Origin of the sequence: Nocardia halotolerans (assembly GCF_042650145.1) — a bacterium.
GTDB lineage: Bacteria > Actinomycetota > Actinomycetes > Mycobacteriales > Mycobacteriaceae > Nocardia > Nocardia halotolerans.
Map to the genome: position 1 here is coordinate 51350 of NZ_JBHSDL010000007.1, position 26176 is coordinate 77525.

The window sequence follows — 26176 nt, forward strand, 5'->3', positions numbered from 1 at the left end:
AGCGGCCGATTGCACGACTACGCCGAGTTGAGAATCAGTGAGCTGCCTCCCGGCCTCCCGGCCTCCCGGCCTCCCGGTCTCCCGGTCTCCCGGGCCCGGGCGATCCGAGCTCAGACCGTGGCCGGGGTGACCGGATCCTCGGCGAACTGGGTCCGGTAGAGCTCCGCGTAGCGACCGTCGGCGTTGAGCAGGTCGGCGTGGGTGCCGCGTTCGATGATGCGGCCGTCTTCGAGGACCAGGATCTGGTCGGCGGCGCGGATCGTCGAGAGGCGGTGCGCGATCACCAGGGCGGTGCGGCCGATGAGCGCCTCGGTGAGCGCTTCCTGCACGGCCGCCTCGGAGGTGGAGTCGAGCGAGGCGGTCGCCTCGTCGAGGATGACCACCCGCGGCTGCTTGAGCAGGAGCCGGGCGATGGTCAGGCGCTGGCGTTCGCCACCGGAGAGGCGGTAACCGCGTTCGCCGACCACGGTGTCGAGGCCGTCGGCGAGCGAGCCCACCAGGTCGGCGAGGCGGGCGCGGCGCAGTGCGTCCCACAGCTGTTCGTCGCTCGCCTCGGGGCGGGCCAGCAGCAGGTTCGCCCGGATCGTGTCGTGGAACAGGTGCCCGTCCTGGGTGACCAGGCCGACGGCGCGCTGGATCGATTCGGTGGTCAGTTCGCGCACGTCGGCACCGTTGAGCCGCACCGCTCCGGAGTCCACGTCGTAGAGCCGCGAAACCAGCTGCGCGATGGTGGATTTGCCCGCGCCGGAGGACCCGACCAGGGCGATGAGCTGTCCGGGTTCGGCGCGCAGCGACACTTCGTGCAGCACTTCGACCCCGCCCCGGGAATCCAGGGTGGCGACGTCTTCGAGCGAGGCCAGCGACACCTTGTCGGCCGATGGGTAGCCGAAGTTCACCGCGTCCAGTTCCACCGACACCGGACCGTCGGGCACCGGCGTCGCGTTCGGGGCGTCCTCGATCAGCGGTTTCAGGTCGAGCACCTCGAAGACCCGCTCGAAGCTCACCAGCGCGGCCATGACCTCGAGCCGTGCACTGGCCAGCGCGGTGAGCGGGGTGTAGAGGCGCACCAGCAGCAGCGACAGCGCCACCACCGAGCCCGCGTCGAGGCGGCCGTGCAGCGCGTACCAGCCGCCGAGGCCGTAGACCAGGGCGAGCGCGAGTGCGGAGACCAGGGTGAGCGAGGTGACGAAGGTGGTCTGCAACATGGCGGTGCGCACGCCGATGTCGCGGACCCGGGTGGCGCGCACCGCGAACTCCGACGATTCCTGTCGCGGCCGGCCGAACAGCTTCACCAGGGTGGCGCCGGGAGCGGAGAACCGCTCGGTCATCTGGGTGCTCATGTCGGCGTTGAGCTGAGCCGCCTCGCGCTGCATCTCGGCGAGGCGATTGCCGGCGCGGCGCGCGGGGATCACGAACACCGGCAGCAGGACCAGCGCGAGCAGGGTGATCTGCCAGGAGATGCTGAGCATCACGCCGAGGGTGAGGACCAGCGTCACCAGGTTGGTGACGACACCGGAGAGCGTGTCGCTGAAGGCGCGTTGCGCCCCGATCACATCGGAGTTCAGCCGGCTCACCAGCGCACCGGTCCTGGTGCGGGTGAAGAACGCGACCGGCATCTTCTGCACGTGGTCGAACACCGCGGTCCGCAGGTCGAGGATGAGTCCCTCACCGATCCGGGCCGAGAGCCAGCGGATCATCAGTCCGAGGCCGGCGTCGAGTACCGCCAGTCCGGCGATGGCCAGGGCGAGCAGGACCACGGTGCGCGGGGCCGACCCGCCGACGATGTCGTTGACGACCCGACCGGCCAGCACCGGCGTGGCGACGCCGAGCGTCGCGGCCAGCACGCTGAGCAGCAGGAATCCGGTGATCCGCCGCCGGTGCGGCTCGGCGAAACGCAGGATGCGCCGCGCCGTGGCCATGCTGAACGGCCGTTTCTCCTCCGGTGCGTTCATGCGCCGGTACATCTGGCTGTAAGCCACCGATTCGATACTCACTGCACTCTCCCTCAGCTCCCCGCCCAGTCAACTCCTGCGCACCGACACTAGAACCTCAACAAAGGTTGATGGCAAGTTGTTTCCCGAGCCGAATAGGCTGGCCGGGTGAACGACGACCGGAGCGCGGAGCTACTCGCCGATGCCCTGCGGACCCGCCTCACCTGCGTGGTCGACGCATCGCCGCGCCGCCGCGCCGAGTACTCCTCCGACGCGTCGAACTACCGCGTGCCACCGGCGATGGTCGTGTTCCCGCGTGGCGACGACGATGTCGCGGCAACCGTCGCCTTCGCCCGCGAGAACGGTCTGACCGTCACGGCGCGGGGCGCGGGCACCTCGGTCGCCGGGAACGCGATCGGTCCGGGCATCGTCGTGGACTTCAGCAGGCACATGAACGCCATCCAGGCGATCGACGCCGAGGCGCGCACGGCGCGGGTCCAGCCGGGTGTGGTGCTGTCGGCGTTGCAGGCGCGGCTACGGTCCGAGGGTCTGCGCTTCGGCCCCGACCCGTCGACGCAGGACCGCTGCACCCTCGGCGGAATGATCGGCAACAACGCCTGCGGACCACACGCCCTGGCCTGGGGCCGCACCGCGGATACCGTGCGCGAACTGCGCATTCTCGACGGTACGGGCACCGAACGCACGCTGGGCGCCGGGCTGTCCACCGTGCCGGGGCTGGCCGACTTCACCACCGCTCACCTCGCGGTACTGCGCACGGAACTCGGCCGCTTCGAGCGGCAGGCTTCCGGCTACGGCCTGGAACATCTGCTACCGGAACGTGGTTCGGCGGTAGCGAAGGCATTCGTCGGTTCCGAGGGGACCTGCGGGCTGCTGCTCGCCGCCGAAGTCGACCTCGCCCCGGTGCCGGGTGCCACCGTGCTCACCGTGCTGGGCTATCCCGACATCGCCACGGCCGCAGACGATGTGGCCGCGGTGCTGCGGTGCGCGCCGATCGCGGTGGAGGGCATCGACGCCGGTCTGGTCGACGTGGTGCGCGCACATCGGGGCGCTGTCCCCGAGTTGCCGCGCGGTCGTGGCTGGCTGTTCGTGGAAACCGCGGGTGCGAACCCCGCCGAAGCGGTGGCGGTGGCCGAGCAACTGTGCCGGGAGGCGAGCACGGCGGATCACCGGATCGTCACCGATCCGGTTGCCACAGCCGCACTCTGGCGCATCCGGGCCGATGGTGCCGGTCTGGCGGGTCGATCGCCCGACGGAAATCCGGCGTGGCCAGGATGGGAGGACGCCGCCGTTCCACCTGAGAACCTCGGTACCTACTTGCGTGAATTCGCCTACCTTACAGCCGAATACGGCGTGAGTGGGCTGCTCTACGGGCACATAGGCAACGGCTGCATTCATGTGCGCCTCGATTTCCCCATCAAGGACGCACCCCGGCGATTCCGTTCGTTCCTGTTCGACGCGGCCGAACTGGTTGTCCGCCACGGTGGTTCGCTGTCCGGTGAGCACGGCGACGGCCGCGCCCGCTCCGAGCTCCTCGAAGTCATGTACTCACCTGCCGCGCGTGGGGCTTTCGCGGGGTTCAAAGCACTGTTCGATCCCGGCGATGTCCTGAACCCCGGCGTGCTCGTCGCCCCGGCTCCGGTCGCGACGGACTTGCGCGTGGCCGGTCTCGGGCCGGTCGGATCCACCGGCTTCGCGCTCACCGAAGACTCCGGCGATCTGTCCACAGCTGTGCACAGATGTGTAGGAATCGGCAAGTGCCGCGCGGACACCGGCGCCGCGGGCGGCTTCATGTGCCCCTCGTACCTGGCCACCGGCGACGAAAAGGACACCACCCGTGGCCGGGCCCGCGTGCTACAGGAAGTCGTGCGCGGCGAACTCGATTGGCGCGCACCAGCGGTCGAGGAATCTCTGGACCTGTGTCTTTCCTGCAAAGCCTGCGCCTCGGATTGCCCCGCGGGCGTCGACATGGCGACCTACAAGTCCGAGACCCTCTACCGTCGCTACCGCGGTCGCCGCCGCCCCCTCGACCACTATGTCCTTGGCCAACTCCCCCGCTGGCTCAGCACGGCCCAACGTTTCCCCCGCCTGCTCAACGCCCTGGCCGCCCGCCCCCGCCTGCGCCGCACCGGCATGCGAATGGCCGGAATCGACCCGCGCCGCGAAATGCCCGCGCTGGCCCCGACCTCGTTCCGTCGAATCTGGGCAGCCATGGGCGGCAACGAACGCACACGACCGATGTCGCGCCCATTCCCCGGCAATGCTTCGATATCGACCGAAAACAACATCGCCGGAGTACCTGCCCAATGGAACAGTGCCGGGGCGGTGGACCGGGCGCCCGGTGGCGAGGCGTCGGGCCGGAAGTGGATGCCGACAGGGGAGGTCATGCTCTGGGTCGACACCTTCACCGACACCTTCGACCCCGAGAACGCCCTGGCTGCGACATATCTACTCGAACAACTCGGCTGTCACGTCCGCATCCCGGACGATCGGGTCTGCTGCGGCCTCACCTGGATCAGCACCGGCCAGCTCGACGGCGCCCGTACCCGGCTGCGCGCCACCGTGGACGCACTCGCCGAGCATGTCGCCGCGGGCGGGCTGGTCGTCGGTCTCGAACCGTCGTGCACTGTCACCTTGCGCTCCGACCTACCCGAACTGCTCCCCGACGACCCGCGGGCGGCGCAGGTCGCGGCGGCGGTTCGCACGCTGGCCGAGTTCCTGGTCGAGCACCCGGACTGGACGCCGCCGCCGCGCCCCGGTGGCACGGTTGTCGTCCAGCCGCACTGTCACCAGCACGCTGTCGGCGGTTTCGGCGCCGAGCGCCGCATCCTGGCCGCGATGGACGTCACGGTTCAGGAGCTGGCCGGTTGCTGTGGGCTGGCCGGCAACTTCGGCATGCAGCGCGGACACTACGAGGTGTCGGTCGCGGTCGCGGGCAATGCCCTGCTGCCTGCGCTGGACGACCTGCCCGCCGACGCGGTGTACCTGGCCGACGGCTTCTCCTGCCGTACCCAAGCCGACCAGCTCGCCCGCATCCGTGGCGTGCATCTGGCCAGGTACCTGCTCTGAGGCCTCAGCTGCCCGAGGGCAGGGTACCCGGTGCGATCTGATAGCCCGAGCTGCCCGCGAAGACACTGCCCCATGCCGCCAGCAGCCAGTTGAGCGCGTCGGTGATCATCGGTTACCTCCTGTGACGATGGGATGCCGGTCGGTTGCCGGTCACTGGTTCATCGCCGCGGACGTGGCGAGTATTACGAAATGGCATCGGGCCCGGATGAGGCGCACAATGGTGCGGTGCGTGAGCAGACCCTGGACCCCGGCGTGGCCTCGGCCGGCCTGACCAGGACGGTCCGGTCGAGCAGGCCCTTCGACGTGGGCTCCACCGTGTCGCCGCTGCGCCGGGGCGCCGGCGACCCCTGCCACCAGGTCGGCCCGGACGGCGCGCACTGGCACGGATCCCGGATGCCCAGCGGTGAGGTCACCTACCGGCTCGCCCAGGACGGCCCCGACGGTGCGCACGCCCGCGCCTGGGGCCCGGGTGCCGAGGAGTTCCTGGACGGCCTCGACCGGATGCTGTGCCTCGAGGAGGACCTCGACGGTTTCGTCCCCGAGCACCCCAAGCTCGTCGAAGCGCACCGGCGTGTCCCCGGTCTGCGCATGTTGCGCACGGGACTGGTCATCGAGGCACTGGTGCCCGCGATTCTCGAGCAGAAGGTGCACACCAAGTCGTCGTACGCGGCCTGGCGCACGCTGGTGCGCGAGTTCGGCAGCCCGGCGCCGGGCCCCGCACCCCCCGGCCTGATGGTCGCACCGGACGCGGGCACCTGGCGGCGCATTCCGTCGTGGAAATACCATCGCGCCAATGTGGGCCCGCAGCGGTCGCAGACGATCGTGCGGGCCGCGCGGGTCGCCGATTCGATCGAGCGCACCGCCGGGCTCGACCCCGTCGAGGCGGCCACCCGGCTGTGCAGTATCCCCGGTATCGGGGTCTGGACGGCGGCCGAGACCGCGCAGCGCGCCTTCGGTGACGCCGACGCCCTCTCGGTCGGCGACTACCACCTGGCCGCCGTGGTCGGCTGGAGCCTGCTCGGTCATCCGATCGATGACGCCGCCATGATCGACTACCTCGAACCGCTACGCCCGCACCGCTATCGGGCCGTGCGCCTGCTGATGCTCAGTGGACAGGCGCGCAAACCGAAATTCGGTCCGCGCGACCCGATCACCGACCACCGCCACCACTAACGCAGCGCGCGCTCCTCGAGCACACAGTGCCCCGATTCCACCAGAGTGTCGCGTGCGCGCCTGCGCACCCGGCACTCGTCGACCGTGCAGTCGAGGTGCAATTGCATTGCGGCATGGGCCTGTTCGGCCTGCATCGGACCGGGGTCCGCGCCGCAACCCAGCAGTGCCGCAGCGATGTGCATGTTCAGCTCGCTCAGTTGCATGGTCCCAGCACAGCACGCAACCTTCTGGTTAACGTGGCAGTACACGCCGATCCCGGCATTTAGTTCGAATTCCCAGCACAGGATCCATCCCGGAGTGCAGGATTCCCCACAGTGGACGAATTCCACCGCCACACCGGGATTCGGGTGCTGGGCGGATGTGCGACACACAGAGGAGCGGGGCTGTGGCAACGAACGCATCGAGTGGTAGCGGTGGGCAGCCCGCGGGCGGTTCCTCGACTCTGCCGCGCCGTCAGCTGGGACGCTATCTGCGCGATTGGCGCACCCAGGCGGGGCTCACCATCGCCGAGGCGGCCAAACTCATGGAGTGGGGTGCCAGCACCCTGCAACGGCTGGAAAAGGGCCAGGCCGATCGTATCCGGACCATCGACATCCACGAACTGTGCCGCATCTATGGCATTCCGGACGCATTGGCCGAGGGTCTGACCGGTCTGGCCCAGCAGGCGGCGGTCAAGAGCTGGTGGCACGCCTACGGCGATCTGATCCCCGAGAACTTCGACATATACGTCGGTCTGGAAGCCTCAGCGCATCGATTGCGGTCTTATCAGTCCGAATTGGTCCTCGGCTTGCTACAGACCGCGGACTACGCGCGGGCCCTGAATCAACTCGGCTTCCCGGAGGATTCGGTCGACGAGCTCGACCGGCGCGTCGCGCTGCGTATGCAACGGCAGGCATTGATCACCCGTAGGCATTCGCCGGCCGAGATCGATGTGGTTCTGCACGAATCGGTATTGCATCGCGTCGTCGGTGATGCAAAGGTGATGGCTGCGCAGTTGCGACACCTTGCCGACTCGAGCACGCGAAGCAATGTGACACTGCGTGTTCTGCCGTTTGCCGCCGGTGTTCCGCTCGGAGTCTCCACCGGGCCTTTCACGGTTCTCGAGTTCGGAACCGGCAGCACGGGGCAACCGGTCGAACCACCGGTGGTGTACGCCGAAGGCTTTACCGGCGACCTCTACCTGGAACGACGCGTGGATGTCAGAAGGTACGACCGGGCTCACGAATGCCTCCAGCGTCATGCGCTGGATATCCAATCGAGTAGACACCTGCTGCGGCAGGTCGCGAAGGAGTATGTGGCATGAGTTTCGATCTCGTCGACGCACACTGGTTCAAGAGCACGCGCAGCGGCGCGGGTAAGGACTGCGTCGAAGTCGCGTTCCTGTCCGGCGGGCGTGTCGGCATGCGCGACAGCAAGAATCCCGCGGGTCCGGCGCTGGTCTTCGACGCCGCGAGCTGGGATGCGTTCACCCATGGCATCGACACCGGAGACATCGCGTGAACAGCAAGCGCGACATCGACACCACCGGCGCCGACTGGCAGCGTGCCGGCGACGCGGAGACGAGCAGCGTGGAGGTGGCGATGCTGCCCGAGGGCAACGTGGCCCTACGCGACGGCAAGCGTCCCGACAGCCCGGTGCTGATCTTCACTCCCAGCGAGTGGTCCGCCTTCACCGCGGGCGTGCACGACGGTGAGTTCGACCGACCTTGATCACGAAACGATAGACTTTCGGCATACATCGAGGTTTGGTCCGCGGCGTGCGCGGGTAACCGGAGTATATGGACCGAGGGTTGAAGAAAATGCCACCCCGGTACCGGAGGCTAGCGCCTGAGGACGGCGTGGAACGCCTGATCGTGGTCCTGCTGTTCGCGGTATCGGCGGTCGGAATCTACGTACTCACCAGCTCATTGCTGTCGGCGCTGTTCATCGGATTACTGGTCGGATTGGTCGCCGTAGGCACGGTAGCTGTCTTGTAGCAGCCGTGCCTACCGCCGGAACAATTTGTTACCGAGCCAGACGATCGGATCGTATTTACGGTCGACCACCCGTTCCTTCAACGGAATCAGCGCGTTGTCGGTGATCTTGATGTTCTCAGGACACACGTCGGTGCAACATTTGGTGATATTGCAGTAGCCCAAACCGGCTTCCTCCTGCGCCATTTCGGTGCGATCACCGGTGTCGAGCGGGTGCATCTCGAGTTCGGTGATGCGCATCAGATAGCGGGGACCGGCGAAGCTCTGCTTGTTCTCCTCGTGATCACGAACCACATGGCAGGTGTTCTGGCACAGGAAGCACTCGATGCACTTGCGGAACTCCTGTGAGCGTTCCACGTCGACCTGTTTCATCCGGTACTCCCCCGGCGCCAGGTTCGGGGGCGCGAAAGCCGGTATCTCCCTGGCCTTTTCGTAATTGAACGAGACATCGGTGACCAGATCCTTGATGATCGGGAAGCTCCGCATCGGCGTGACGCTGATGACCTCATCCGGGGTGAATGTCGACATCCGCGTCATGCACAGCAACCGTGGCCGCCCGTTCACCTCCGCCGAACACGAACCACACTTGCCCGCTTTGCAATTCCAGCGCACCGCGAGGTCTGGGGTCTGCGTGGCCTGGAGACGATGGATGATGTCGAGCACCACTTCGCCCTCGTTCACCGCGACGGTGTAGTCCTGCAGACCACCACCGTCGATGTCACCGCGCCAGACTCGGAACCGGGCGTCGTATCCCATCGTCACGCCTTTCCCTCGGCGGCCGGATGCTCCGCCAATTCTTGTTCGGTGTAGTACTTTTCGAGCTCGCCCAGTTCGAACAGGGCGAGCAGGTCTTCGCGCATCGGCGTCTGCTCGGCACGGGTGACGGTGACCCGCGGAATCCGCGCGTCGGCGGTGGCCGGGTCGACGGCGCACACCAGCAGGGTGTTGCGCCAATCCGGGACCATCGCGGGATGATCGTCGCGGGTGTGTCCGCCACGGCTCTCGGTGCGCAGCAGCGCGGCCTGGGCCACACACTCGCTCACCAGCAGCATGTTGGCCAGGTCGAGCGCCAGATGCCAGCCGGGATTGAACGGGCGGCCACCTTCGACGGTGACCTCGGCGTATCTGGCGCGCAGCTCGGCGAGTTTGTCGATCGCCTCGCGCACCTCGTTCTCCTTGCGGATGATGCCGACCAGGTCGTTCATGGTCTGCTGCAACTCGGCGTGCAGGGTGTAGGGGTTCTCGCCTTGTCCGCCGGTCGGTGGGTCGAACAGTGCCAGTGCTGTTCTCGTCGCCGTGGTCACGTCGGCCTCGCTGAGTTCGGGCCGCCGCGTGAGCCCGCGCACGTAGGCCGACGCGCCGAGCCCGGCCCGGCGACCGAAGACCAGCAGGTCCGACAGTGAGTTGCCACCCAGGCGGTTCGAGCCGTGCATACCGCCGGAACACTCACCGGCGGCGAACAAGCCGGGCACCACCGCCGCGCCGGTATCGGGGTCCACCTCGATACCGCCCATCACGTAGTGGCAGGTGGGTCCGACCTCCATCGGCTCGGCGGTGATGTCGACATCGGCGAGTTCTTTGAACTGGTGGTGCATCGAGGGCAGCCGGCGCACGATCTCCTCGGCGGGCATGCGCGAGGCGATGTCGAGGAACACGCCACCGTGTTCGGTGCCGCGTCCGGCCTTGACCTCCTCGTTGATCGCCCTGGCGACTTCGTCGCGGGGGAGCAGGTCAGGGGTGCGCCGCGCGGAATCGTTGTCGCGCAACCACTGATCGGCTTCGTCCTCGGTTTCGGCGTACTGGCCTTTGAACACCGGCGGGATGTAGTCGAACATGAACCGCTTGCCGTCGGAGTTCTTCAGCACGCCACCGTCGCCACGGACGCCTTCGGTGACGAGGATGCCCTTCACACTCGGCGGCCAGACCATGCCGGTGGGATGGAACTGGAGGAACTCCATGTTGATCAGCGTCGCGCCGGCCCGCAGTGCGAGCGCGTGCCCGTCGCCGGTGTACTCCCAGGAGTTCGAGGTGACCGTGTAGGACTTGCCGATGCCGCCGGTCGCCAAAACCACCGCCGGAGCGCGGAACAGCACCAGCCGGCCGGACTCGCGCCAGTAGCCGAACGCGCCGGCGATGCGTCGGCCGTCGCCGGCGTCCTCGGTGAGCAGTTCGGTGATCGTGCACTCGGCGAAGACCTTGGTCCTGGCCTCGTAGTCGCCGGTCGCCGCGTGGTCCTCCTGCTGCAGCGAAACGATCTTCTGCTGCATGGTGCGGATCAGTTCCAGCCCGGTGCGGTCGCCGACGTGGGCCAGCCGCGGGTAGGTGTGGCCGCCGAAGTTGCGCTGGCTGATCCGCCCGTCGGGCGTCCGATCGAACAGCGCGCCATAGGTTTCGAGCTCCCACACGCGGTCGGCGGCCTCGCGGGCGTGCAGTTCGGCCATTCGCCAGTTGTTGAGGAACTTGCCACCGCGCATGGTGTCCTTGAAATGGGTCTGCCAGTTGTCCTTGGCGTTGGCGTTGCCCATCGACGCCGCGCAGCCGCCTTCGGCCATCACGGTGTGCGCCTTGCCGAACAACGACTTACACACCACCGCCACCGAAAAGCCCTGCTCGCGTGCCTCGATCACGGCTCGCAAGCCCGCGCCGCCCGCCCCGATCACCACGACGTCGTAGTCGTGGGTTTCCACGTCTGGCATTGAAATTCGAACTCCTCGCGTTGACGCGGCTCAGTTCACGAACCGCAGATCCGAAATGGTTTGGCTCGCAACCAACATCACGTAGAAGTCGGTGAGCACGAGGGTGCCGAGGGTGATCCAGGCCAGCGCCATGTGGCGGGTGTTGAGTTTGGAGATCTGGGTCCAGGCCCAATACCGCACCGGGTTGGCCGAGAAGTGCTTGAGTCGCCCGCCCGCCACGTGCCTGCACGAATGGCACGACAGGGTGTAGCCCCACAGCATCGTCACATTGACCAGCAGCACGATGTTGCCCAGGCCGAAACCGAAACCGCCGTCGCTGCCGTGGAACGCGGTGAGCGCGTCGTAGCTGTTGATCAGTGTGACCACCAGCGCCACGTAGAAGAAGTAGCGGTGCGCGTTCTGGATGATCAGCGGCAGCCGCGTCTCACCGGTGTAGCGCGCGTGTGGTTCGGCGACCGCGCACGCGGGCGGCGACAGCCACATCGAGCGGTAGTAGGCCTTGCGGTAGTAGTAGCAGGTGAGCCGGAAGCCGAGCAGGAACGGCAGCACCACGAACCCGAGCGGAATCCACATCGGCAGTTCGGGGAACGGGGTGCCGAAGTGGCTCGAGCCCGGTACGCAGGAATCGCTGAGACAGGGGGAGTAGAACGGGGTCAGATAGTGGTATTCCGCTACCCAGTACGAACTGCGCGTGAACGATCTGATCGTCGCGTAGACGACGAAGGCGGTCAGGCCGAGCGCGGTGAGCGCCGGTGGCAGCCACCATCGGTCGGTGCGCAGCGTGCGCTCGGCGATCCGGGCCCTGGTCCGGCTGAAGACGCCGGTCCCGGTGGCTGGGGTAGTGGTCGGTGCGGCACTCACGGTGGATGCCTCGCTGCTCTACGGGTGTGCGGCGGTTGATCATTCCCCACCGCGATGGATTGTGATGTGCAGCACCATACGCCTGTGTTCACGCCGCTCGCGCTGGGTATCACGCACTCGTCGCGTTCTGGCACTGGTGATCTCGATCACAACGCGTCCGTAGACAAGGGTCGGCGCGGCGGTCCTGACGGCAGGACCTCCGCGCCGGTGAGCAGGTCTTATTTGGTCCGCGGACGGGAGTGGAAGCCGAGCCCCTCGTCCTGTGCGCCCATCCAGGCGGCTTCGTCGGACTTGCTGTCGGGCACGTAGATCGGCTCCGACCGCCGGGGGGCGGCGAGTTCGGGCGGCGGTGTCTGTTCGAAGTCCTCGGCATCGATGATGAGACGCTCGAGGTCGTTCTCCAGTCGGCGCACGATGGCGGCGTCGCCGTAGTGGGGACGCAGTGCGCCGATCGATTGCCGGAGTTGGCCGACCGCGTAGCGCAGTTCCGCGATATCGCTGCGTGTCATCGTTTCCTCCTGGGTATATGGCGGGCGTACCGACTCGCCGGATCACGGGCACGCCCCGAAAAACTCCCGGGCCGCGCTGCACCGAGCGTGTGACTCACCACACAACGTGATCTCCACCACAGTAACTGAAGTTTTCGGTTTACGCCCGAAGTTGCCGGGGATTGCGGGGTTGCCTTCCGGTAACTGCCCGGCTCAGCCCGCGACGGCGTAACGGGTGCTCGTGCCGGTGCTCACCCGCGCCACCAGGGCGGTGATCGAGCGGGCCACCTCCTCCGCGCATTCGAGAATGACGCCGTGCCCCGCGCCCTCGATCCGGACGAGTTCGGCACCGGCCAGCTGGGAGGCCAGCACCACCGAGTGCGCGAAGGGGATCATCAGATCGGCCGAGCCGGCCAGGACGAGCGCGGGCAGGTCGCCGAAGCGGTGCAGTGTGCGGGCTTCGTCGAAGTCGAGCAGCGAGCGCAGAAAACCGGACATGGTGAGCAGGGCGGTCTCGTTGAGCACCGCGGTGGACACGGCGGCCACGCGCGGGTTCACGCGCCGGGTTCCGGTACCCGCTTCCCGCAACAGCGGCCCCAGAGCCCAGCGGGACAAGCGCTTCGAAGCCTGCATCACCCGCGGCGCGTGCACGACCGCGTGCTGGAGCGAGGTGACGGCATGGCGGTTGAGGAGGCGGCCGAGGCCCACCTCGGTGATCCCGCCCGCCGCGCCGGCGATGAGGCCGACGCCGGCCACGCGGTGGCCGATGGTTTCCGGGTACAGGCGGGCGTAGGCGAGTACGACCATGGCGCCCATGGAGTGCCCCACCAGCACCACCGGGCCGTGCGGGGCGACCGCGCGCAGGACCGCGTCGAGGTCGGTCGCCAGCTGGTCGATGGTGTAGGTGTCGTGGTGGGCGTGGCCGGATTCGCCGTGGCCGCGGTGGTCGTAGAACACCATCCCGGTCGCGGATTGCCAGTGGGGGAGTAGATGTTCGCGCAGGAATGCCCAGGATTCGGTGTGCAGGCAGTGGCCGTGCACGAACACGACGGTCAGCGCGGCGTCGGGGGTGCCGTAACTGCGGACCGCGATGGGGGTGCCGTCGTCGGCGACAACGGTGCAGCGGCGGCCTTCGGTGGCGGAGAGGTTCGTCATGGTGGGCCTCCTCCGACGCAATGTGCGTGCTGTGCCTGATCTTTCGACTTGGGTTTCCGGTGCGTTAACCGTGCATACCTGGCGTTACTCAGCTGATGCGCAAACGACGCCGCACCGGGCGTTCTCGTGACCGCAGATAGATCTGCGCATATCTAGCCGAGAACTTAGAGTGTGTTAGACAAGTATCGAGAGCGCGTTCGTCAGATCTTTATCCGGACGTCTAGCGATTCGGCTATAAAGAGGCAGAGTTCTATACGCTGCGCAGATACCGGCCGAAGTGCGGGACGGTGAAACCGATGGTGCCGCGTTCGGCGGAGTAGATCAGGCCCTTCTTGATCAGTCCGTCACGGGCCGGGGAGACCGAGGCCGGTTTGCGGCCGAGTTCGGCGGCCACCGCGGCCGTCGCGACCGGGCCGTCGTCGCCGGCCAGATCGGCCATCGCCCGCATGTACTCCCGTTCGGCGGGGGTGGCCCGCTCGTAGCGGGAGCCGAAGAAGCCGACCGCCAGCTCCTCCTCCGCGGCCGGTGCGGCCACCGCCACGTCCTCGGCGGTGATCGGGCTCTCGGGCGCCTGATCCCAGGCCGCCTTGCCGTAGGCCTGGACGAAATAGGGGTAGCCGTCGGCCCGGCGATAGAGCGAATCGAGCGCTTCCTCGGTGAACTTCACCTCCTCGCGTTCGGCGGGAGCGATCAGGGCGAGATCGGCCGATTCGCGGTCGAGACGGTCGATGCGGTGGTAACTGAACAGCCGCTCCGAATAACTCTTCGAGGCCGAGAGCACCGCGGGCAGCAGCGGCAGGCCCGCGCCGACGACGATCAGCGGCGCGCCGTCCTGGCTCAGCTCGTGGCAGGCGCCGCAGATCGCCGACACATCGGCCGGGCCCAGATCCTGCATCTCGTCGATGAAGATGCCGATGCCCACACCGATGTCGGCGGCCAGCGCGGCGGCCTCCTTGAACAGTTCGATCAGGTCGATCTCGATATCGCCGGAATCGGCGCGCCCGGTCACCGCGGGCACATCGATGCCGGGCTGCCAGCGCTCGCGCATCCCCTTGTCGGCGGTCGCGCGCAGGGCGAAGGCTTTGAGAATGCCGAGGAAGTCGTCGACCTGCTCGGGATTGCGGTGCGCCATCGCGATCGCGCGCACCGCCATGTGCAGCGCCGAGGACAACGGCCGGCGCAGGTCCTGATCGGGTCGGGCCTCGATCTTGCCGGTCCCCCAGCCGCGCGAAACGGCGGCGGAGCGAAGCTGGTTGAGCAGCACGGTCTTTCCGACCCCGCGCAACCCGGTGAGCATCACGCTGCGCTCGGGCCTGCTGCGCGCCACCCGTTCGAGCACGATGTCGAACGCGGCGAGTTGCTTGCCCCGCCCGGCCAATTCGGGCGGTCGCTGACCGGCGCCGGGAGCGTAGGGATTGCGCACGGGGTCCATGCCGGACAACCGTAGCGCGTCGGCACGGCAGAATCTCGGCAACTCTGGGCCGTGTCCTAGATACTGCTAGCGAACCCGAGACGGCGAATGGAGCCCGATGTACGAGGAGCCCGGCGAACACCCTTCCTACGAGCAGCGCGCGGCACCGGTGCTCGCCGAGATCGTCGAGGGCTGGGAGCTCCCCGAGGGCGCCTATCTCACCGACACCATCCGGCGCGGGGTCCTCGCGGTCCTCGAGGCCACCGGCATCGAGGACGGCGAGGTGCTCGCCGACCTCGCGATCGGGCCGGTGGTGACCACACTGGGCAGACTCGAAGCCGACCTCGCCGACGCTCGCCGGCGCATCGAAGATCTGGAAGCGGCGCTGGGCCGTCGCGCCGGATAACGCGGCGGCCGCAGCGGATCTCAGCCCGTTACGCGTGTCGACACGCCGGGAAACCCCGCTTGGACTGGGCTTTCGTGGTTCGGGGAAAACAACTTGCGTGCTTCGCTGGACAGCATCCATCACAGGCCGTAATCTTCTCGTGACTTAGTGGAGTCTGTCGCTTCGTCAGAGAAGCGGCGCCACGGGTCACCGCCGAACAGTCGTCATCCCAAGCGATTACGACGCCCGCGGCGGGTGAGCAGCAAGATCGGAGACTCGTCTCGGTGGGTAAACACAGCTTGCAGCGGGATTCTCGTCTGCCGAATTCCGTCAAGGGCGCCCTCGTCATGGGTGCAGTGGCCGCCACAACCGGTGCGATGCCGGCGCTTTCGCAGGCCGCCACGATCAACATTCCGGGCCTCGGCAATTTCGACCTGCCGCCCGAACTCGAGCAGCCTGCCCAGCAGGTGGAGAAGCAGCTGCAGGCGATGGTCGCCCCGCAGGGCCAGGCCGCCCCGCAGCTGCCGAGCGTGAACTTCGAGAATCCCTTCGAGTCGCAGCAGCAGACCGCGGGCAATATCGCCCTCGACGCCGCGCGCAGCAAGGTGGGCGCCCAGTACATCTGGGGCGCCGCCGGTCCGGGTAGCTTCGACTGCTCCGGTCTCGTGCAGTGGGCCTACCGTCAGGCCGGGGTCGAACTGCCGCGCACGAGCTTCGAGCAGTCGCACGTGGGCGCGCCCGTCTCGTTCGACAACCTGCAGGCCGGTGACATCGTCATCACCAACGGTGGTGGCCACGTCGGCATCTACGCGGGCAACGGTCAGCTGCTCAACGCGGTGCAGTCCGGTACGCCGGTGTCCTACACCCAGCTCACGGCCGACGACGTCGTCACGGCACGCCGTATCGTCTAAGGGGTGTCCCCCGCGGAACAACGCTCTGCCACCCAGGCCCGCGTCGACTCGTGGACCTGGGCGGTGCGCTTGTTCAAAACACGCTCGGCCGCGGCTCAGGCCTGTCGCGCCGGGCATGTGCGCGTCAACGGTGTGGCGGCGAAACCGGCCCAGCCGGTCCGGCCCGGCGACGAGATCAAGGTCCGGCAAGCCGGGCTCGAGCGGATCGTGGTGGTGGAGCGGATCATCCACAAACGCGTCGGGCCGCCGGTTGCCGCGCAGTGCCTCATCGATCGCAGTCCGCCACCCCCGCCGAAGGAAGTCCTCGCCGCCCAGCCGCGCCGTGAGCGCGGTGCGGGCCGGCCGACCAAGCGTGAGCGCCGCGAAACGGACCGGCTGATGGGCCGCACCGACGGATAGCGGGACAGTCGCTGGAAGTTATCGACAGTTCGTGTATGCCGAGGTGGTCGCTGATATGTGCGACAGTGCGGTGGTCGGGGTGTGGACGATCGCCTACGGTGGCAACCATGGGTGAGCGCAGCAGGATGTTATCGATGCTTCTCGCCTGTGGTGTCGCCGCCGCCGGGACGCCCGCCCGGCTGCTGTGGCCGCGCGGCGCCGACGCCGAACTGCTCGCCGGCATCGAATCGATCCCGCCGCCCGCCGCAGGCAACACCGTCGAACTCACCGCGCTGATGCAAGCCGAACTGTCGGCCCCCACCGCGATCGTCGTGGAAGGCGCGCGCAGCCTCTGCTCCACCCGGCTGACCATGTCGGCCTTCCTGGTCCGGCACCCGGCGGCCACCTTCCTGGTCGACCCCGCGATCTGCGCCGGCGTGCACGACCGGGTGCTGCCCGAACTCCCGCTGCCGGTGCAACTGCTCGTCGCGCCCGACAAACCGGTGCGTGGCCTGAACGAAGTGCTCGCCCCGCACGACCTGTCCGGCGCCGACATCGACTTCGTCCTGCCCACCCACCTGCACTGGGACCATGTGGCCGGGCTCTACGAACTGCCCGGCTGGGTGCCGATCCGGGTGCCCGGCGTCGAATACCGCTGGGCCATGGCCGGACCGCACGCACCCGTCGGCGTGGCCCGTGGCCCGTTGCGTGGCCGCGAGTTCGACCTCTATGAACTCGACGGCCCGCCGGTGCTCACCTTCCCCCGCAGCCACGACCTCTTCGGTGACGGCTCGGTCCTGCTGGTCGACCTGGCCGGGCACACCCCCGGCAGCGTCGGAGTGCTGCTCGCCGTCGACGACGGCACCCGGGTGCTGCTGGCGGGCGACGCGGTGTGGAGCACCGGACAGATCGACCTCATCCGCGAAACCGCGCCGATGCCGGGCGAACTGTTCGACGCCGACCGCGCCGCCGCCTTCGCGACCGTCCACCGCCTGCACGCCCTACCCGATGACATCGAAGTGATCCCCGGCCACGACCGCGCCGCCGTCGCCGCCAGGGCCGCGCACTGATTCGCGGATCGGTCGCGGTATCAAGCCACGACCTTCAGCCCGCTGACAGGCCGTCGGCGACACTGGCGTACCTCGGCTGCCAATCCAGTTCAGCCCGCGCCAGCTCGCTCGAGATCCGCATCGACGTATCGGCCATGAGCGCGGCGATGTAGGGAACACCGAGGCGGACCAGCCACACCGGCAGCCGGATCGGGCGCGGCGTGCGCTGGGCGCGCGACACCTCGCCGAAGAATTCCGCCCAGCTGATCGGGGTGTCATCGGCCAGGTTGTAGGCGCGGCCGGGTACCCCGCGTTCCAATGCGGCCACCGTCGCGGCCGCGGCGTCGGCCACGTGCAGCCAGCTGTTCACCCCGCCCGTACCCCACGGACCGACCGGACGGCGTCGGCGCATCATGTCGCCGAACAGGTCACTGAACGCGCCGGGCCCGTAGAACAGCCCGTAGCGCAGCGCGATCGCCTCGAGCGGTGCCTCGAAGACCTGGTTCTCCGCGGACACGCACGCCCGCACCACCTCGTCGGCTGCCCCGCCGGCACAGACCCCGAACGGGTCACCTTCGGTGAGCGGGCGTTCGCCGTGATCGCGGTAGCCGTAACCCAGGATCAGCGACTGGGTGAGGAATCGGCGCGCGCCGACGAGTTCGGCGGCGTCGAGCAGATTGGCGCTGCCCACGGTTCGCAGCAGATTGGTCGGGTCGTCCGCTGGGACGCGGCGCTGCACTTTCGCTTCGCGCAGCGCGGTGGCCTCGTGGATGACGGCATCGGCGCGCCGGCCTTCGAGAGCGGTCAGCAACCCGTCGCGGTCGAGGACGTCGGCGGCGATCGGTTCGGCGCCGAGCTCCCGCACGAGCGGGTGCGCCGCGGGATTGCGCACGATGGCGGTGACGTGGTGTCCGTGCGCGGTGAGCGCGCGGATCAGGGGGCGGCCGATGGCACCGGTGGCGCCCGCGAGCAAAACCTGCATGATCGTTCCTTCCGGCAGGGGATCCTGCTTTCTGGACGAGGCACCGCCGGCGTATGTGACGGGCTGTGACCCGGTTCACCACTGGCCGTGCTGACCAGCGGGTTGTGTGATGTCAGGGCATATTTGCGGCATATCGGTGTGTATCGTGCGGCTCATGCGAGTCGACGGTCGGGAGATCCCGGTCACGGGAAGTCTCCTGCAGCCGCGCATCCGGCGAACCAGTGACATCGTCCGGGTCGGGCTGGCGGCGATGGGTGTCGGCGTGGTGGTGGCGGGCTCGCTGATCACTCGGCCGGAGTGGCTGGCGCTGGAACGTTCGGTGGCCAACATCGTGGGTTTCCTCAGCCCCGAGCAGTCCACCACGGTGTACCTGATCTACGGAATGCTCATCCTGGCACTGCCCTTCGCGATCCTGATCGAACTGGTCCTGCGCAGGCAGTGGAAGCTGCTCGCCGGTTACGCCGCTGCGGGTCTGCTGGCGGTGTTCGCGCTCTCGGTCACCGGCGCCGGTATCTCCACCCCGAAGTGGCATCTGCCGGTGCCGGACCGCTTCGACACCTTCCTGTCCCAGTTCCTCGACGACCCGCGCTGGATCGCGATGCTGGCGGCCATGCTCACCGTCTCCAGTCCGTGGTTGCCGGTGCGGCCGCGGCGCTGGATGTGGTTTCTGCTGCTGATGTTCGCACCCATTCACCTGGTGGTGAGTTCGGTGGTGCCCGCACGGGCGATGCTGGGACTGGCGGTCGGCTGGCTGGTGGGTGCGGTGATCGTCTGGTTGCTCGGCACGCCCGCACTCGAGGTGCCGCTCGAGGCCGCCGTCCGGGTGCTCGCCCGCCGGGGCTACACGGTGCGCTCGTTCCATGTCGACCGGCCCGCCGGTCGTGGGCCGCTGCTGCTGGCCACCGCGGTCGACGGGCCCGAATCCGAACTCGTCGTCGAGATGTATGGCAAGAACCAGCGCAGTTTTGGTGCACTCCGGCAGTTGTGGCGCTGGATCACGTTCCGTTCCAGCGAAACCGCGCCACTGCACGGGTCGATGCACCGGGCGGTGGAGCATCGCGCGCTGCTCGGGATCGCCGTCGGCGAACTCGGGATGGCCGATGCGCATCAGGTGGCCGTGGCCGGGCTCGACCGTGGCTGGATGCTGTACGCGCACACCGTGCCGCGCGGCACTCCGATCCGGGAGTTGTCGGCCCAGGTGCTGCCCGGAGTGTGGGCTTCGTTGCGGCGGTTGCACGACAACCAGATCAGCCACGGCGACCTGCAACCCGATCAGCTGCGAGTCAGCCAGGGTGACACCCTGTTCGGCGGTTTCGCCGCCGCCGAGTTCGGTGCCTCCGACGCCCAGCGCCAGACCGACATCGCCCAGCTGCTGGTGTCGACGACCTCGCTGTTCGGTAAGCATGTGGCGGTGTCGGCGGCGATCGCGGCACTCGGGGAGAAGGCGGTGGTCACCGCGGCCAGCCGGCTCACCAAGTCGGCCATGCCGACCGGCATCCGTAAGTCGGTGCCGCAGTGGGCCAAGGTGATGGCCACCGCGCGCGAAGAGGTGCGTGAGCGCACCGGGCACGACAAGATCCGGTCCGAACAGCTCACCCGGTTCACCCGCAACCAGCTCATCCAGCTGGTGCTGCTCGTCGGCCTGGTCTATGTGGCCTACCCCTTCTTCAGTCAGGTCCCCACCTTCTTCAGTCAACTGAGCACGCTGAACTGGTGGTGGGCGCTGCTCGGTCTGGGGATCTCGGCGCTGAGTTACGTCGGTGCCGCCGCCGCCCTCGGTGCCTGCGCCGACGGGCTGGTGCGGATGCGGGACCTGTTCCTCGAACAGCTGGCCAACACCTTCGTCGCCACCACCACCCCCGCCGGTGTGGGCGGGCTCGCGCTGAGCGTGCGCTTCCTGCAGCAGGCGGGCATGTCCACGCTGCGTGCCACCGCCGCGGTGGCGTTGCAACAGTCGATGCAGGTGCTCACTCACCTGACGCTGCTGGTGGTGTTCAGCGTGGTGGCGGGGACCTCGACCAACCTGGCCCACATCGTGCCCGACGCGACCGTGTTGTTCCTGGCCGCCGGCGTCGGTGTGGGCCTGATCGGCGCGTTCATGTTCGTGCCGAAACTGCGCCGGTGGGTGAATCATTCGGTGCGCCCGCAGCTCAAGGAGGTGCTCGGCGAGCTCGCCGACCTGGCCAAGGACCCGAAACGGTTCTCGATCATCGTCGGCGGCTGCGGGGCGGTCACCCTCGGGCAGGCGCTCGCGTTGTGGGTGAGCGTGGAGGCTTTCGGCGGCGGCACCGATTTCGTGGCGGTCACCATCGTCACCATGATCGGTGGCACCTTGGCCTCGGCCGCGCCCACACCCGGTGGCGTCGGCGCGGTGGAGGCGGCGCTGATCGGTGGTCTGGCGGCCTTCGGCGTGCCCGCTGAGATCGCCGTGCCCGCCGTGTTGCTCTACCGGGTGCTCACCTGCTGGATTCCGGTCGCCTTCGGCTGGCCGATCATGCGGTGGATGGGAGACAAGCACATGATCTGACGGCGCGAAGTGAACCGTCCCACAGCCCGCACGGACGCATGCGGGGCGGGGTTCGGGCGCCTAAACTGTCTGGGACGTGACCGGCTCATGACCGAAGGGTGTTGTTTCGAATGGGAACCCGGACGGTGGTCGCCGACGTCGCCGACGAACTGGCCCGCCGGGTCGCCACCGGCGAGTACCGGCCCGGCGATCTGATGCCCTCGGTCCGCCAGGTCGCCGAGGAATTCGGGATGAACCGGGCCACCGCCCAGCTCACCCTCGGACGGCTCGAGTCCTACGGTTTCGTCGAGGCCCGGCGCGGCAAGGGCTTCACCATCCGTGATGTTCGCGAAGACGGCAGCATGGACGCCTACCGTCATCTGTTCCGGTTCTCCATCACCGCCCCCGGCGTCGCCGCCGAGATGTTCGCCGACATCGTGGAAGTGGAACGCGCCATCGTGCTCGAGGCGCTGCTCGCCTACACCGGCGGCGAGAAGGTGCTCGATCCGGTCGAACTGGCCGCCGCCGTCGACGAGCTCGAGGCCCTCGCCCGCGAGGCCGTGCCCGACCATGCGCGGATCATCACCGCCGAGGTGGCCCTGGTACGCCGGGTGCTCGGCGTGCTCGGGATGAGCATGCAACGCGCCGTGCTCAATTCGATCACCGACATGGTCTTGGAAGTGCCTGAGGCGGTCACCGCCTACTTCGCCGTCGCCGCCGATCTGCACGTGCTCGTGTGGCGGGCCCTGCTCGCGGTGTGGGACGCCGACACCGGACCCACCGAGGCGCAGCTGGCGCTGTTCGCCGATCTGTTCGCGCTCTTCCACGAGAAGGTGATCGCCCGCTTCGACGCGCTCGTCGGCCTCGGCGCGGTCGACACTGTCGCGGCGACGGCCTGAGCGAACGAACTCAGCTGTCTGGGCCGGGTTTCTCGGTGGTGGCCGACTGCCAGGGCAACCGCCGTCCCCGCGGCCGGATGGAGTCGAGGATCGACCCGACCCGAGGCGGGTGCGAGGCGATGAGCCCCGAGCCGACCATCACCCCGAGCGCGATCGACATCACCGACAGCAGCGCCGACACGATCATCTCCAAACCGCCGGTGGCGGTGTCGGCCTGGGTGTGCATGACCAGTTCCGAGATCCCGGTGAGACTGATCCCGCCGGGCACCAGCATCCAGAACGCGGGGAGGAACGCCACCTGGGCCGGTGGCGCGTGTTTGCGGTGCTGGATCAGGTACGCGGCGGGCACGGCGATCAGACCACCGAGGAAGGCGCCGGTCAGCGGCCCGGACATCAGCTTGCCGAAGAACTGCGCCAGATAGGTGATGTAGAGGACGCCCAGCAGCCAGCCCACCGAATTCTGCGGTGCGCTCGACCGCCACGAATGCCCGTAGCCGATCAACAGCACCCCCAGAAACGGCGCCCACCAGCCCAAGCGCGCGTCACTCACCGGCGCCGAATGCAGCGGCCCGAGCACGCTGAGCCCCACATACAGCCCGAACGCGAGCAGGAACAGCATATTGATCCCGTAGACCACCCGGCTCGCCCCCGCGACCATCGACCCGGTCGCCAACTCGATCGTGCCGTTGGTGAGCATCGCCCCCGGTAGCAACGTGGCGACCGCCGGAATCAGCAACTGTTGTGGCTGCCCACCCGATAGCGTGCCGGGAAACCCGAACGCCAGCACCGCGACCAGCGCCGAAGCCACCACCGGCAACGCCATCGACAGCAGCCGGACCTTGTCGGCCAGCTGGGTGAGCAAGCCGACCACGAGCCCCAGCACCACATAGCCCACCAGGGCGCGCGCACCGGGATTGAGCATCATCCCCAGCCCGACGGTGAGCACCACGTGGCCGAGCAGGATCAGCCAGGGCGGGCTGCCCGGTTTCGCGGTGAGGATCCGGTCCAGTTCGAGCGAAGCCTGCGCCGGAGGCGGCCCGTCGCGTTGCAGCTTGTCGAGGAGCCGGTAGAGCCCGGCGATCTGGTCCAGCGGCAGGGTGCCCACGCGCGCGTCGAGCATGTCGACCACCGAACCCTCGTCGGTGCGTACCCGCACGAACACCGCGGTCGGCAGCACCATGAAGTGGATGTTGTCGGTGCCGTAGCGTTTGGACAGCTTGTCCAGGCGCTGCTGCACTCCCGCCGAGGTCTCGCCCGCGCCCACCAGGGCGACACCGAGGCGGCACAGCAGGTTCAGCAGGTCGGCGGGCACGGGTGGTTCGGCCACGGGCTCGGTCGCCGGTTTCGGCGGTCGGCTCGCCGAGTACTGCGCGCGCATGTTCGCTATCGCGTGGCCGACCCGATCCCGGGCCACCGCCCACGTCCTGCTGTTGTGCTCGGAAGCCATGTCACCGCCGTCCGCAACCGTTGGGCAATGGTGCGTGACGCCGCCCGCACCGGGCACCGCCCGCATCGCGGGTGAGATAACGCGAGTCTAGGGCAGGTGCGCGGGCGCGGACGGGAGGCGGTGGGGGGCTACCGGATGATCAGCCGTTGAGTTTGCTGAGCCGGTCGCAGGCGGTGACGTATTCCTCCACGAGCCGGTTGATCACGTCCGAACTGCGTTCGATCCGGTTCATCATGCCGACCACCTGACCGACCGGATTGAAGTTCACATCCTTGGCGGCTTCGGGGTAGCGGTGCCCGCGCTTGACCCCGTCCAGGGCCACCATCATCTGTAGCGGCATCGGCAGCGGGTCGGGGGTCTCGGGCGATTCCCAGGCGTCGGTCCAGTCGTTGCGCAGCATCCGGCACGGCTTGCCGGTCCACGAGCGCGAGCGGATGGTGTCGTGGCTGCTCGCCTCGAGGTAGGTGCCCATCTGCGCGGGCGGCACGTTGGCCTCCTCGACGGTGAGCCACAGCGACCCGGTCCACGCACCCGCCGCGCCCATCGCCAGCGCCGCGGCCACCTGGGCGCCGTTGCCGATGCCACCGGCGGCCAGCACGGGCATATCGCCCACGGCGTCGATCACCTGCGGCCACAGCACCAGCGAGGACACCTCACCGCAGTGCCCGCCGCCCTCGGTGCCCTGACACACCACGAAGTCCAGTCCGGCGTCGCGATGGTTCTGCGCGTGCTTCACCGAACCGCACAGTGCGCCGATCACCCGGCCCGACTCCTGGATCCGGGACACCACCTCGGGTGGCGGGGTGCCCAGTGCGTTGGCGACGAGCTTGGCCTTGGGGTGGTTCAGGATCACCTCCACCTGCGGGCCCGCGGTGGTGGAGGTCCAGCCGAGCAGCTCGTTGTGGTGTTCACCGTCGGGCAGCGCGGGCACGCCGTGCTCGGTGAGGATCTGCTGGGCGAAGTCGCGATGGCCCTGCGGAACCATCTGGGCCAGCTGCTTCTCGAGCTGTTCGGGGGTGAGCCCGTCGACGCCCTTGCCCTCGTATTTCGACGGGATCACCAGGTCGACGCCGTAGATACCGGTGACGTGTTCATCGAGCCAGGCCAGTTCCACCTCGAGCTGTTCGGCGGTGAAACCCACCGCGCCGAGTACGCCGAGCCCGCCGGCGTTGCTCACCGCCGCTACGACGTCGCGGCAGTGGGTGAAGGCGAAGATCGGGAACTCGATGCCGAGCTGTTCGCAGAATTCGGTACGCATACCGAACTGTAACACGTTCTAGTTTGCGCGAAAATGGTCGATTTTCAGGCGGCGGCATCCTCGAGGGCCGACAGCGACCGCTCCAGATGATCGAGCAGCCGATGCAGATCCGGCACGGTGCGCCGGCAACCCACCAGACCGATGTCGAGGTTGTCGCCGGTGGAGGTGAGAGTGATGTTCACCGCCTGCCCGTCCAGCGGAATGGACAGCGGATAGGTGGCATCGAGACGGGACCCGTTCCAGTACAGCGGTTCCCGCGGTCCCGGCACATTCGAGATGACGATGTTGAACGGCGGCGCACCCATCGAGGCGAAGCCGGGCAGCAACATCGCCGCCATCGGACTCAACATCAGCCCGGCCACCGCGAGCGTCTGCGTCGGCGTCAGCGAGCGATACACCTCCTTGTTGCGGCGCGTCGACTCACTCACCACCCGCAGCCGTTCCAGCGGGTCGGCGATATCGGTGCCCAGATTGCACAACAGCGCCGCCACCTTCACGCCCTGGGAATCGGTGTCGTGCTCCTCGCGCAACGACACCGGCACCATCGCGATCATCGGCTTGTCCGGCAGCGCGTCGCGCTCGAGCAGATACGACCGCAACGCCCCCGCCGACATCGCGAGCACAACATCGTTGACCGTGGTCCCGGTCGCCTTCTTCACCTGCTTGACCCGATCCAGCGACCAGGTGCGCACCACACACTTGCGCGCCCCGCCGATCGGCACATTGAACAGCGTGTGCGGCGCCTCGAACGGCAGCGTCAACTGCTGTTGCAGCAAGCCGGTGCGAGTCGCTTTCAGCAGCGCCGCGGTCGACGAACCCGCCGCCGACAGCCCACCCAGCAGCCCGCCCAGCTTCGATCGCGACACCCGCTCCACCTCCGGGCGTACCGTGCGCGGCAGATTCCACGGCGCGGTGACCTCGGTGCCGAACGGGTCGGTGCTGAGGGTGCGGCGCAGAATGCGCTGCGCGGAAACACCATCGATCAGCGCGTGGTGCATCTTCGAATAGAGCGCGAACCGCCCGTCGGCCAGGCCCTCCACGAAATGCAGCTCCCACAACGGGCGATGCCGGTCGAGCAGGCCGCTGTGCAAAGTGGAGGTGTGATCGAGCAGGTTGGCCAGGCGGCCCGGCGCGGGTAACGCGCTGTGCTGCACGTGATAGTCCAGGTCGACCTCACCTTCCTGGGCCCAGGCCAGCTGCGGCGCGCCGAGCCAGGTGGCGGGCCGCTTGCGAAATGTCGGCCGGCACGTCTTGTCGGCCAGCAGGGTGTCGCGGAAGTCGCGCAGGTAGTCGGGCCCGGCGTCTTCCGGCGGTTCGAACAACTGGAGCGAGCCGACGTGCATCGGATGCTCACGAGATTCCGCGAGCAGGAACAGCGCATCCAGCGGTGCTATGAACTCCACAACCAATCGCCCCCTGACGAGAGTGGATCAGAACATGCTTGTGACGATCGACCACGCTGTCGGGTCGGCGGCGTGAGATGTCACGCGCCGTTGTCCAAGTTACCCGGCCGTAGCGGGCACGTCAGCCGATGCCGGCACACCGTGCCGCAACCTTGCAGGTGAGCGGGAGTTTCCCGTACGCAAG

24 protein-coding genes are annotated in these 26176 nt (G+C 68.1%); 12 read left to right on the forward strand and 12 right to left on the reverse strand.

Going from position 1 to position 26176, the window contains the following annotated elements:
• Nucleotides 1-110: 110 nt before the first annotated feature.
• A complete protein-coding gene (locus ACFO5K_RS07465) occupies nucleotides 111-1994 on the reverse strand; it encodes an ABC transporter ATP-binding protein (RefSeq protein WP_378557885.1) in 1884 nt (627 codons plus the stop codon).
• A gap of 105 nt (nucleotides 1995-2099) precedes the next feature.
• Between ACFO5K_RS07465 and ACFO5K_RS07470 the strand changes: the two genes are divergently transcribed.
• Both ACFO5K_RS07470 and ACFO5K_RS07475 read left to right on the forward strand, forming a co-directional pair.
• Nucleotides 2100-5018 carry an FAD-binding and (Fe-S)-binding domain-containing protein gene (locus tag ACFO5K_RS07470; RefSeq protein WP_378557888.1) on the forward strand — a complete coding sequence of 973 codons (2919 nt, stop codon included), beginning with the start codon at nucleotides 2100-2102 and terminating at the stop codon, nucleotides 5016-5018.
• 189 nt (nucleotides 5019-5207) lie between these two features.
• Entirely contained in the window at nucleotides 5208-6191 is a 984-nt protein-coding gene (locus tag ACFO5K_RS07475; protein ID WP_378557891.1) for a DNA-3-methyladenine glycosylase family protein, read from the forward strand.
• Here ACFO5K_RS07475 and ACFO5K_RS07480 read toward each other — a convergent pair.
• A complete protein-coding gene (locus ACFO5K_RS07480) occupies nucleotides 6188-6394 on the reverse strand; it encodes a hypothetical protein (RefSeq protein WP_378557894.1) in 207 nt (68 codons plus the stop codon). The genes ACFO5K_RS07475 and ACFO5K_RS07480 overlap by 4 nt on opposite strands.
• 155 nt (nucleotides 6395-6549) lie before the next feature.
• Between ACFO5K_RS07480 and ACFO5K_RS07485 the strand changes: the two genes are divergently transcribed.
• The 4 genes from ACFO5K_RS07485 (at nucleotide 6550) to ACFO5K_RS07500 (ending at nucleotide 8166) form a co-directional block, all read left to right on the forward strand.
• Nucleotides 6550-7494, forward strand: a complete 945-nt coding sequence (locus ACFO5K_RS07485; RefSeq protein WP_378557898.1) for a helix-turn-helix domain-containing protein — start codon at nucleotides 6550-6552, stop codon at nucleotides 7492-7494.
• Complete coding sequence (locus tag ACFO5K_RS07490; RefSeq protein ID WP_378557901.1) at nucleotides 7491-7691, forward strand: DUF397 domain-containing protein; 201 nt, start codon at nucleotides 7491-7493, stop codon at nucleotides 7689-7691. The genes ACFO5K_RS07485 and ACFO5K_RS07490 overlap by 4 nt, the downstream gene beginning before the upstream one ends.
• Nucleotides 7688-7900 carry a DUF397 domain-containing protein gene (locus ACFO5K_RS07495; RefSeq protein WP_378557904.1) on the forward strand — a complete coding sequence of 71 codons (213 nt, stop codon included), beginning with the start codon at nucleotides 7688-7690 and terminating at the stop codon, nucleotides 7898-7900. The genes ACFO5K_RS07490 and ACFO5K_RS07495 overlap by 4 nt, the downstream gene beginning before the upstream one ends.
• A gap of 128 nt (nucleotides 7901-8028) precedes the next feature.
• Nucleotides 8029-8166: a hypothetical protein gene (locus ACFO5K_RS07500; protein ID WP_378557907.1), complete on the forward strand. Its 138-nt coding sequence runs from the start codon at nucleotides 8029-8031 to the stop codon at nucleotides 8164-8166.
• Nucleotides 8167-8175: 9 nt separating this feature from the next.
• Here ACFO5K_RS07500 and ACFO5K_RS07505 read toward each other — a convergent pair whose 3' ends face one another.
• The 6 genes from ACFO5K_RS07505 to ACFO5K_RS07530 all read right to left on the reverse strand — a co-directional run bounded on the left by ACFO5K_RS07505 (nucleotide 8176) and on the right by ACFO5K_RS07530 (nucleotide 14795).
• Nucleotides 8176-8919 carry a succinate dehydrogenase/fumarate reductase iron-sulfur subunit gene (locus tag ACFO5K_RS07505; protein WP_378557910.1) on the reverse strand — a complete coding sequence of 248 codons (744 nt, stop codon included), beginning with the start codon at nucleotides 8917-8919 and terminating at the stop codon, nucleotides 8176-8178.
• Nucleotides 8920-8921: 2 nt separating this feature from the next.
• The gene (locus tag ACFO5K_RS07510) at nucleotides 8922-10859 is read right to left on the reverse strand and encodes a fumarate reductase/succinate dehydrogenase flavoprotein subunit (RefSeq protein WP_378557913.1); all 1938 of its coding nucleotides are present in this window, start codon (nucleotides 10857-10859) and stop codon (nucleotides 8922-8924) included.
• 30 nt (nucleotides 10860-10889) lie between these two features.
• Nucleotides 10890-11720 carry a hypothetical protein gene (locus tag ACFO5K_RS07515; protein WP_378557916.1) on the reverse strand — a complete coding sequence of 277 codons (831 nt, stop codon included), beginning with the start codon at nucleotides 11718-11720 and terminating at the stop codon, nucleotides 10890-10892.
• Nucleotides 11721-11938: 218 nt separating this feature from the next.
• Nucleotides 11939-12229, reverse strand: a complete 291-nt coding sequence (locus tag ACFO5K_RS07520; protein WP_378557919.1) for a hypothetical protein — start codon at nucleotides 12227-12229, stop codon at nucleotides 11939-11941.
• 192 nt (nucleotides 12230-12421) lie between these two features.
• Nucleotides 12422-13363 (reverse strand): alpha/beta fold hydrolase, encoded by a 942-nt coding sequence (locus ACFO5K_RS07525; protein ID WP_378557922.1) that lies wholly within the window; start codon nucleotides 13361-13363, stop codon nucleotides 12422-12424.
• Between the two features lie 250 nt (nucleotides 13364-13613).
• Nucleotides 13614-14795 (reverse strand): AAA family ATPase, encoded by a 1182-nt coding sequence (locus ACFO5K_RS07530; RefSeq protein ID WP_378557925.1) that lies wholly within the window; start codon nucleotides 14793-14795, stop codon nucleotides 13614-13616.
• Nucleotides 14796-14892: 97 nt separating this feature from the next.
• Between ACFO5K_RS07530 and ACFO5K_RS07535 the strand changes: the two genes are divergently transcribed.
• The 4 genes from ACFO5K_RS07535 to ACFO5K_RS07550 all read left to right on the forward strand — a co-directional run bounded on the left by ACFO5K_RS07535 (nucleotide 14893) and on the right by ACFO5K_RS07550 (nucleotide 17518).
• Nucleotides 14893-15180, forward strand: a complete 288-nt coding sequence (locus ACFO5K_RS07535; RefSeq protein WP_378557928.1) for a hypothetical protein — start codon at nucleotides 14893-14895, stop codon at nucleotides 15178-15180.
• A 356-nt stretch (nucleotides 15181-15536) separates the two neighbouring features.
• Nucleotides 15537-16070 (forward strand): C40 family peptidase, encoded by a 534-nt coding sequence (locus ACFO5K_RS07540; RefSeq protein WP_378557931.1) that lies wholly within the window; start codon nucleotides 15537-15539, stop codon nucleotides 16068-16070.
• A 3-nt stretch (nucleotides 16071-16073) separates the two neighbouring features.
• Complete coding sequence (locus tag ACFO5K_RS07545; protein WP_378557934.1) at nucleotides 16074-16469, forward strand: RNA-binding S4 domain-containing protein; 396 nt, start codon at nucleotides 16074-16076, stop codon at nucleotides 16467-16469.
• Nucleotides 16470-16603: 134 nt separating this feature from the next.
• A complete protein-coding gene (locus tag ACFO5K_RS07550; RefSeq protein ID WP_378557937.1) occupies nucleotides 16604-17518 on the forward strand; it encodes an MBL fold metallo-hydrolase in 915 nt (304 codons plus the stop codon).
• A 34-nt stretch (nucleotides 17519-17552) separates the two neighbouring features.
• Here ACFO5K_RS07550 and ACFO5K_RS07555 read toward each other — a convergent pair whose 3' ends face one another.
• The gene (locus tag ACFO5K_RS07555) at nucleotides 17553-18479 is read right to left on the reverse strand and encodes an NAD-dependent epimerase/dehydratase family protein (RefSeq protein WP_378557940.1); all 927 of its coding nucleotides are present in this window, start codon (nucleotides 18477-18479) and stop codon (nucleotides 17553-17555) included.
• A gap of 154 nt (nucleotides 18480-18633) precedes the next feature.
• Between ACFO5K_RS07555 and ACFO5K_RS07560 the strand changes: the two genes are divergently transcribed.
• Complete coding sequence (locus ACFO5K_RS07560; protein WP_378557943.1) at nucleotides 18634-21006, forward strand: flippase-like domain-containing protein; 2373 nt, start codon at nucleotides 18634-18636, stop codon at nucleotides 21004-21006.
• Nucleotides 21007-21116: 110 nt separating this feature from the next.
• The gene (locus ACFO5K_RS07565; RefSeq protein ID WP_378557946.1) at nucleotides 21117-21884 is read left to right on the forward strand and encodes a GntR family transcriptional regulator; all 768 of its coding nucleotides are present in this window, start codon (nucleotides 21117-21119) and stop codon (nucleotides 21882-21884) included.
• Between the two features lie 10 nt (nucleotides 21885-21894).
• Here ACFO5K_RS07565 and ACFO5K_RS07570 read toward each other — a convergent pair whose 3' ends face one another.
• From ACFO5K_RS07570 to ACFO5K_RS07580, 3 genes are all read right to left on the reverse strand, one after another.
• Complete coding sequence (locus ACFO5K_RS07570) at nucleotides 21895-23331, reverse strand: threonine/serine exporter family protein (protein ID WP_378557949.1); 1437 nt, start codon at nucleotides 23329-23331, stop codon at nucleotides 21895-21897.
• 139 nt (nucleotides 23332-23470) lie between these two features.
• Nucleotides 23471-24589, reverse strand: coding sequence for an NAD(P)H-dependent flavin oxidoreductase (locus tag ACFO5K_RS07575; protein WP_378557952.1), 1119 nt, complete (start codon nucleotides 24587-24589; stop codon nucleotides 23471-23473).
• 44 nt (nucleotides 24590-24633) lie between these two features.
• Nucleotides 24634-25992, reverse strand: coding sequence for a WS/DGAT/MGAT family O-acyltransferase (locus tag ACFO5K_RS07580; protein WP_378557955.1), 1359 nt, complete (start codon nucleotides 25990-25992; stop codon nucleotides 24634-24636).
• Between the last annotated feature and the right edge of the window lie 184 nt (nucleotides 25993-26176).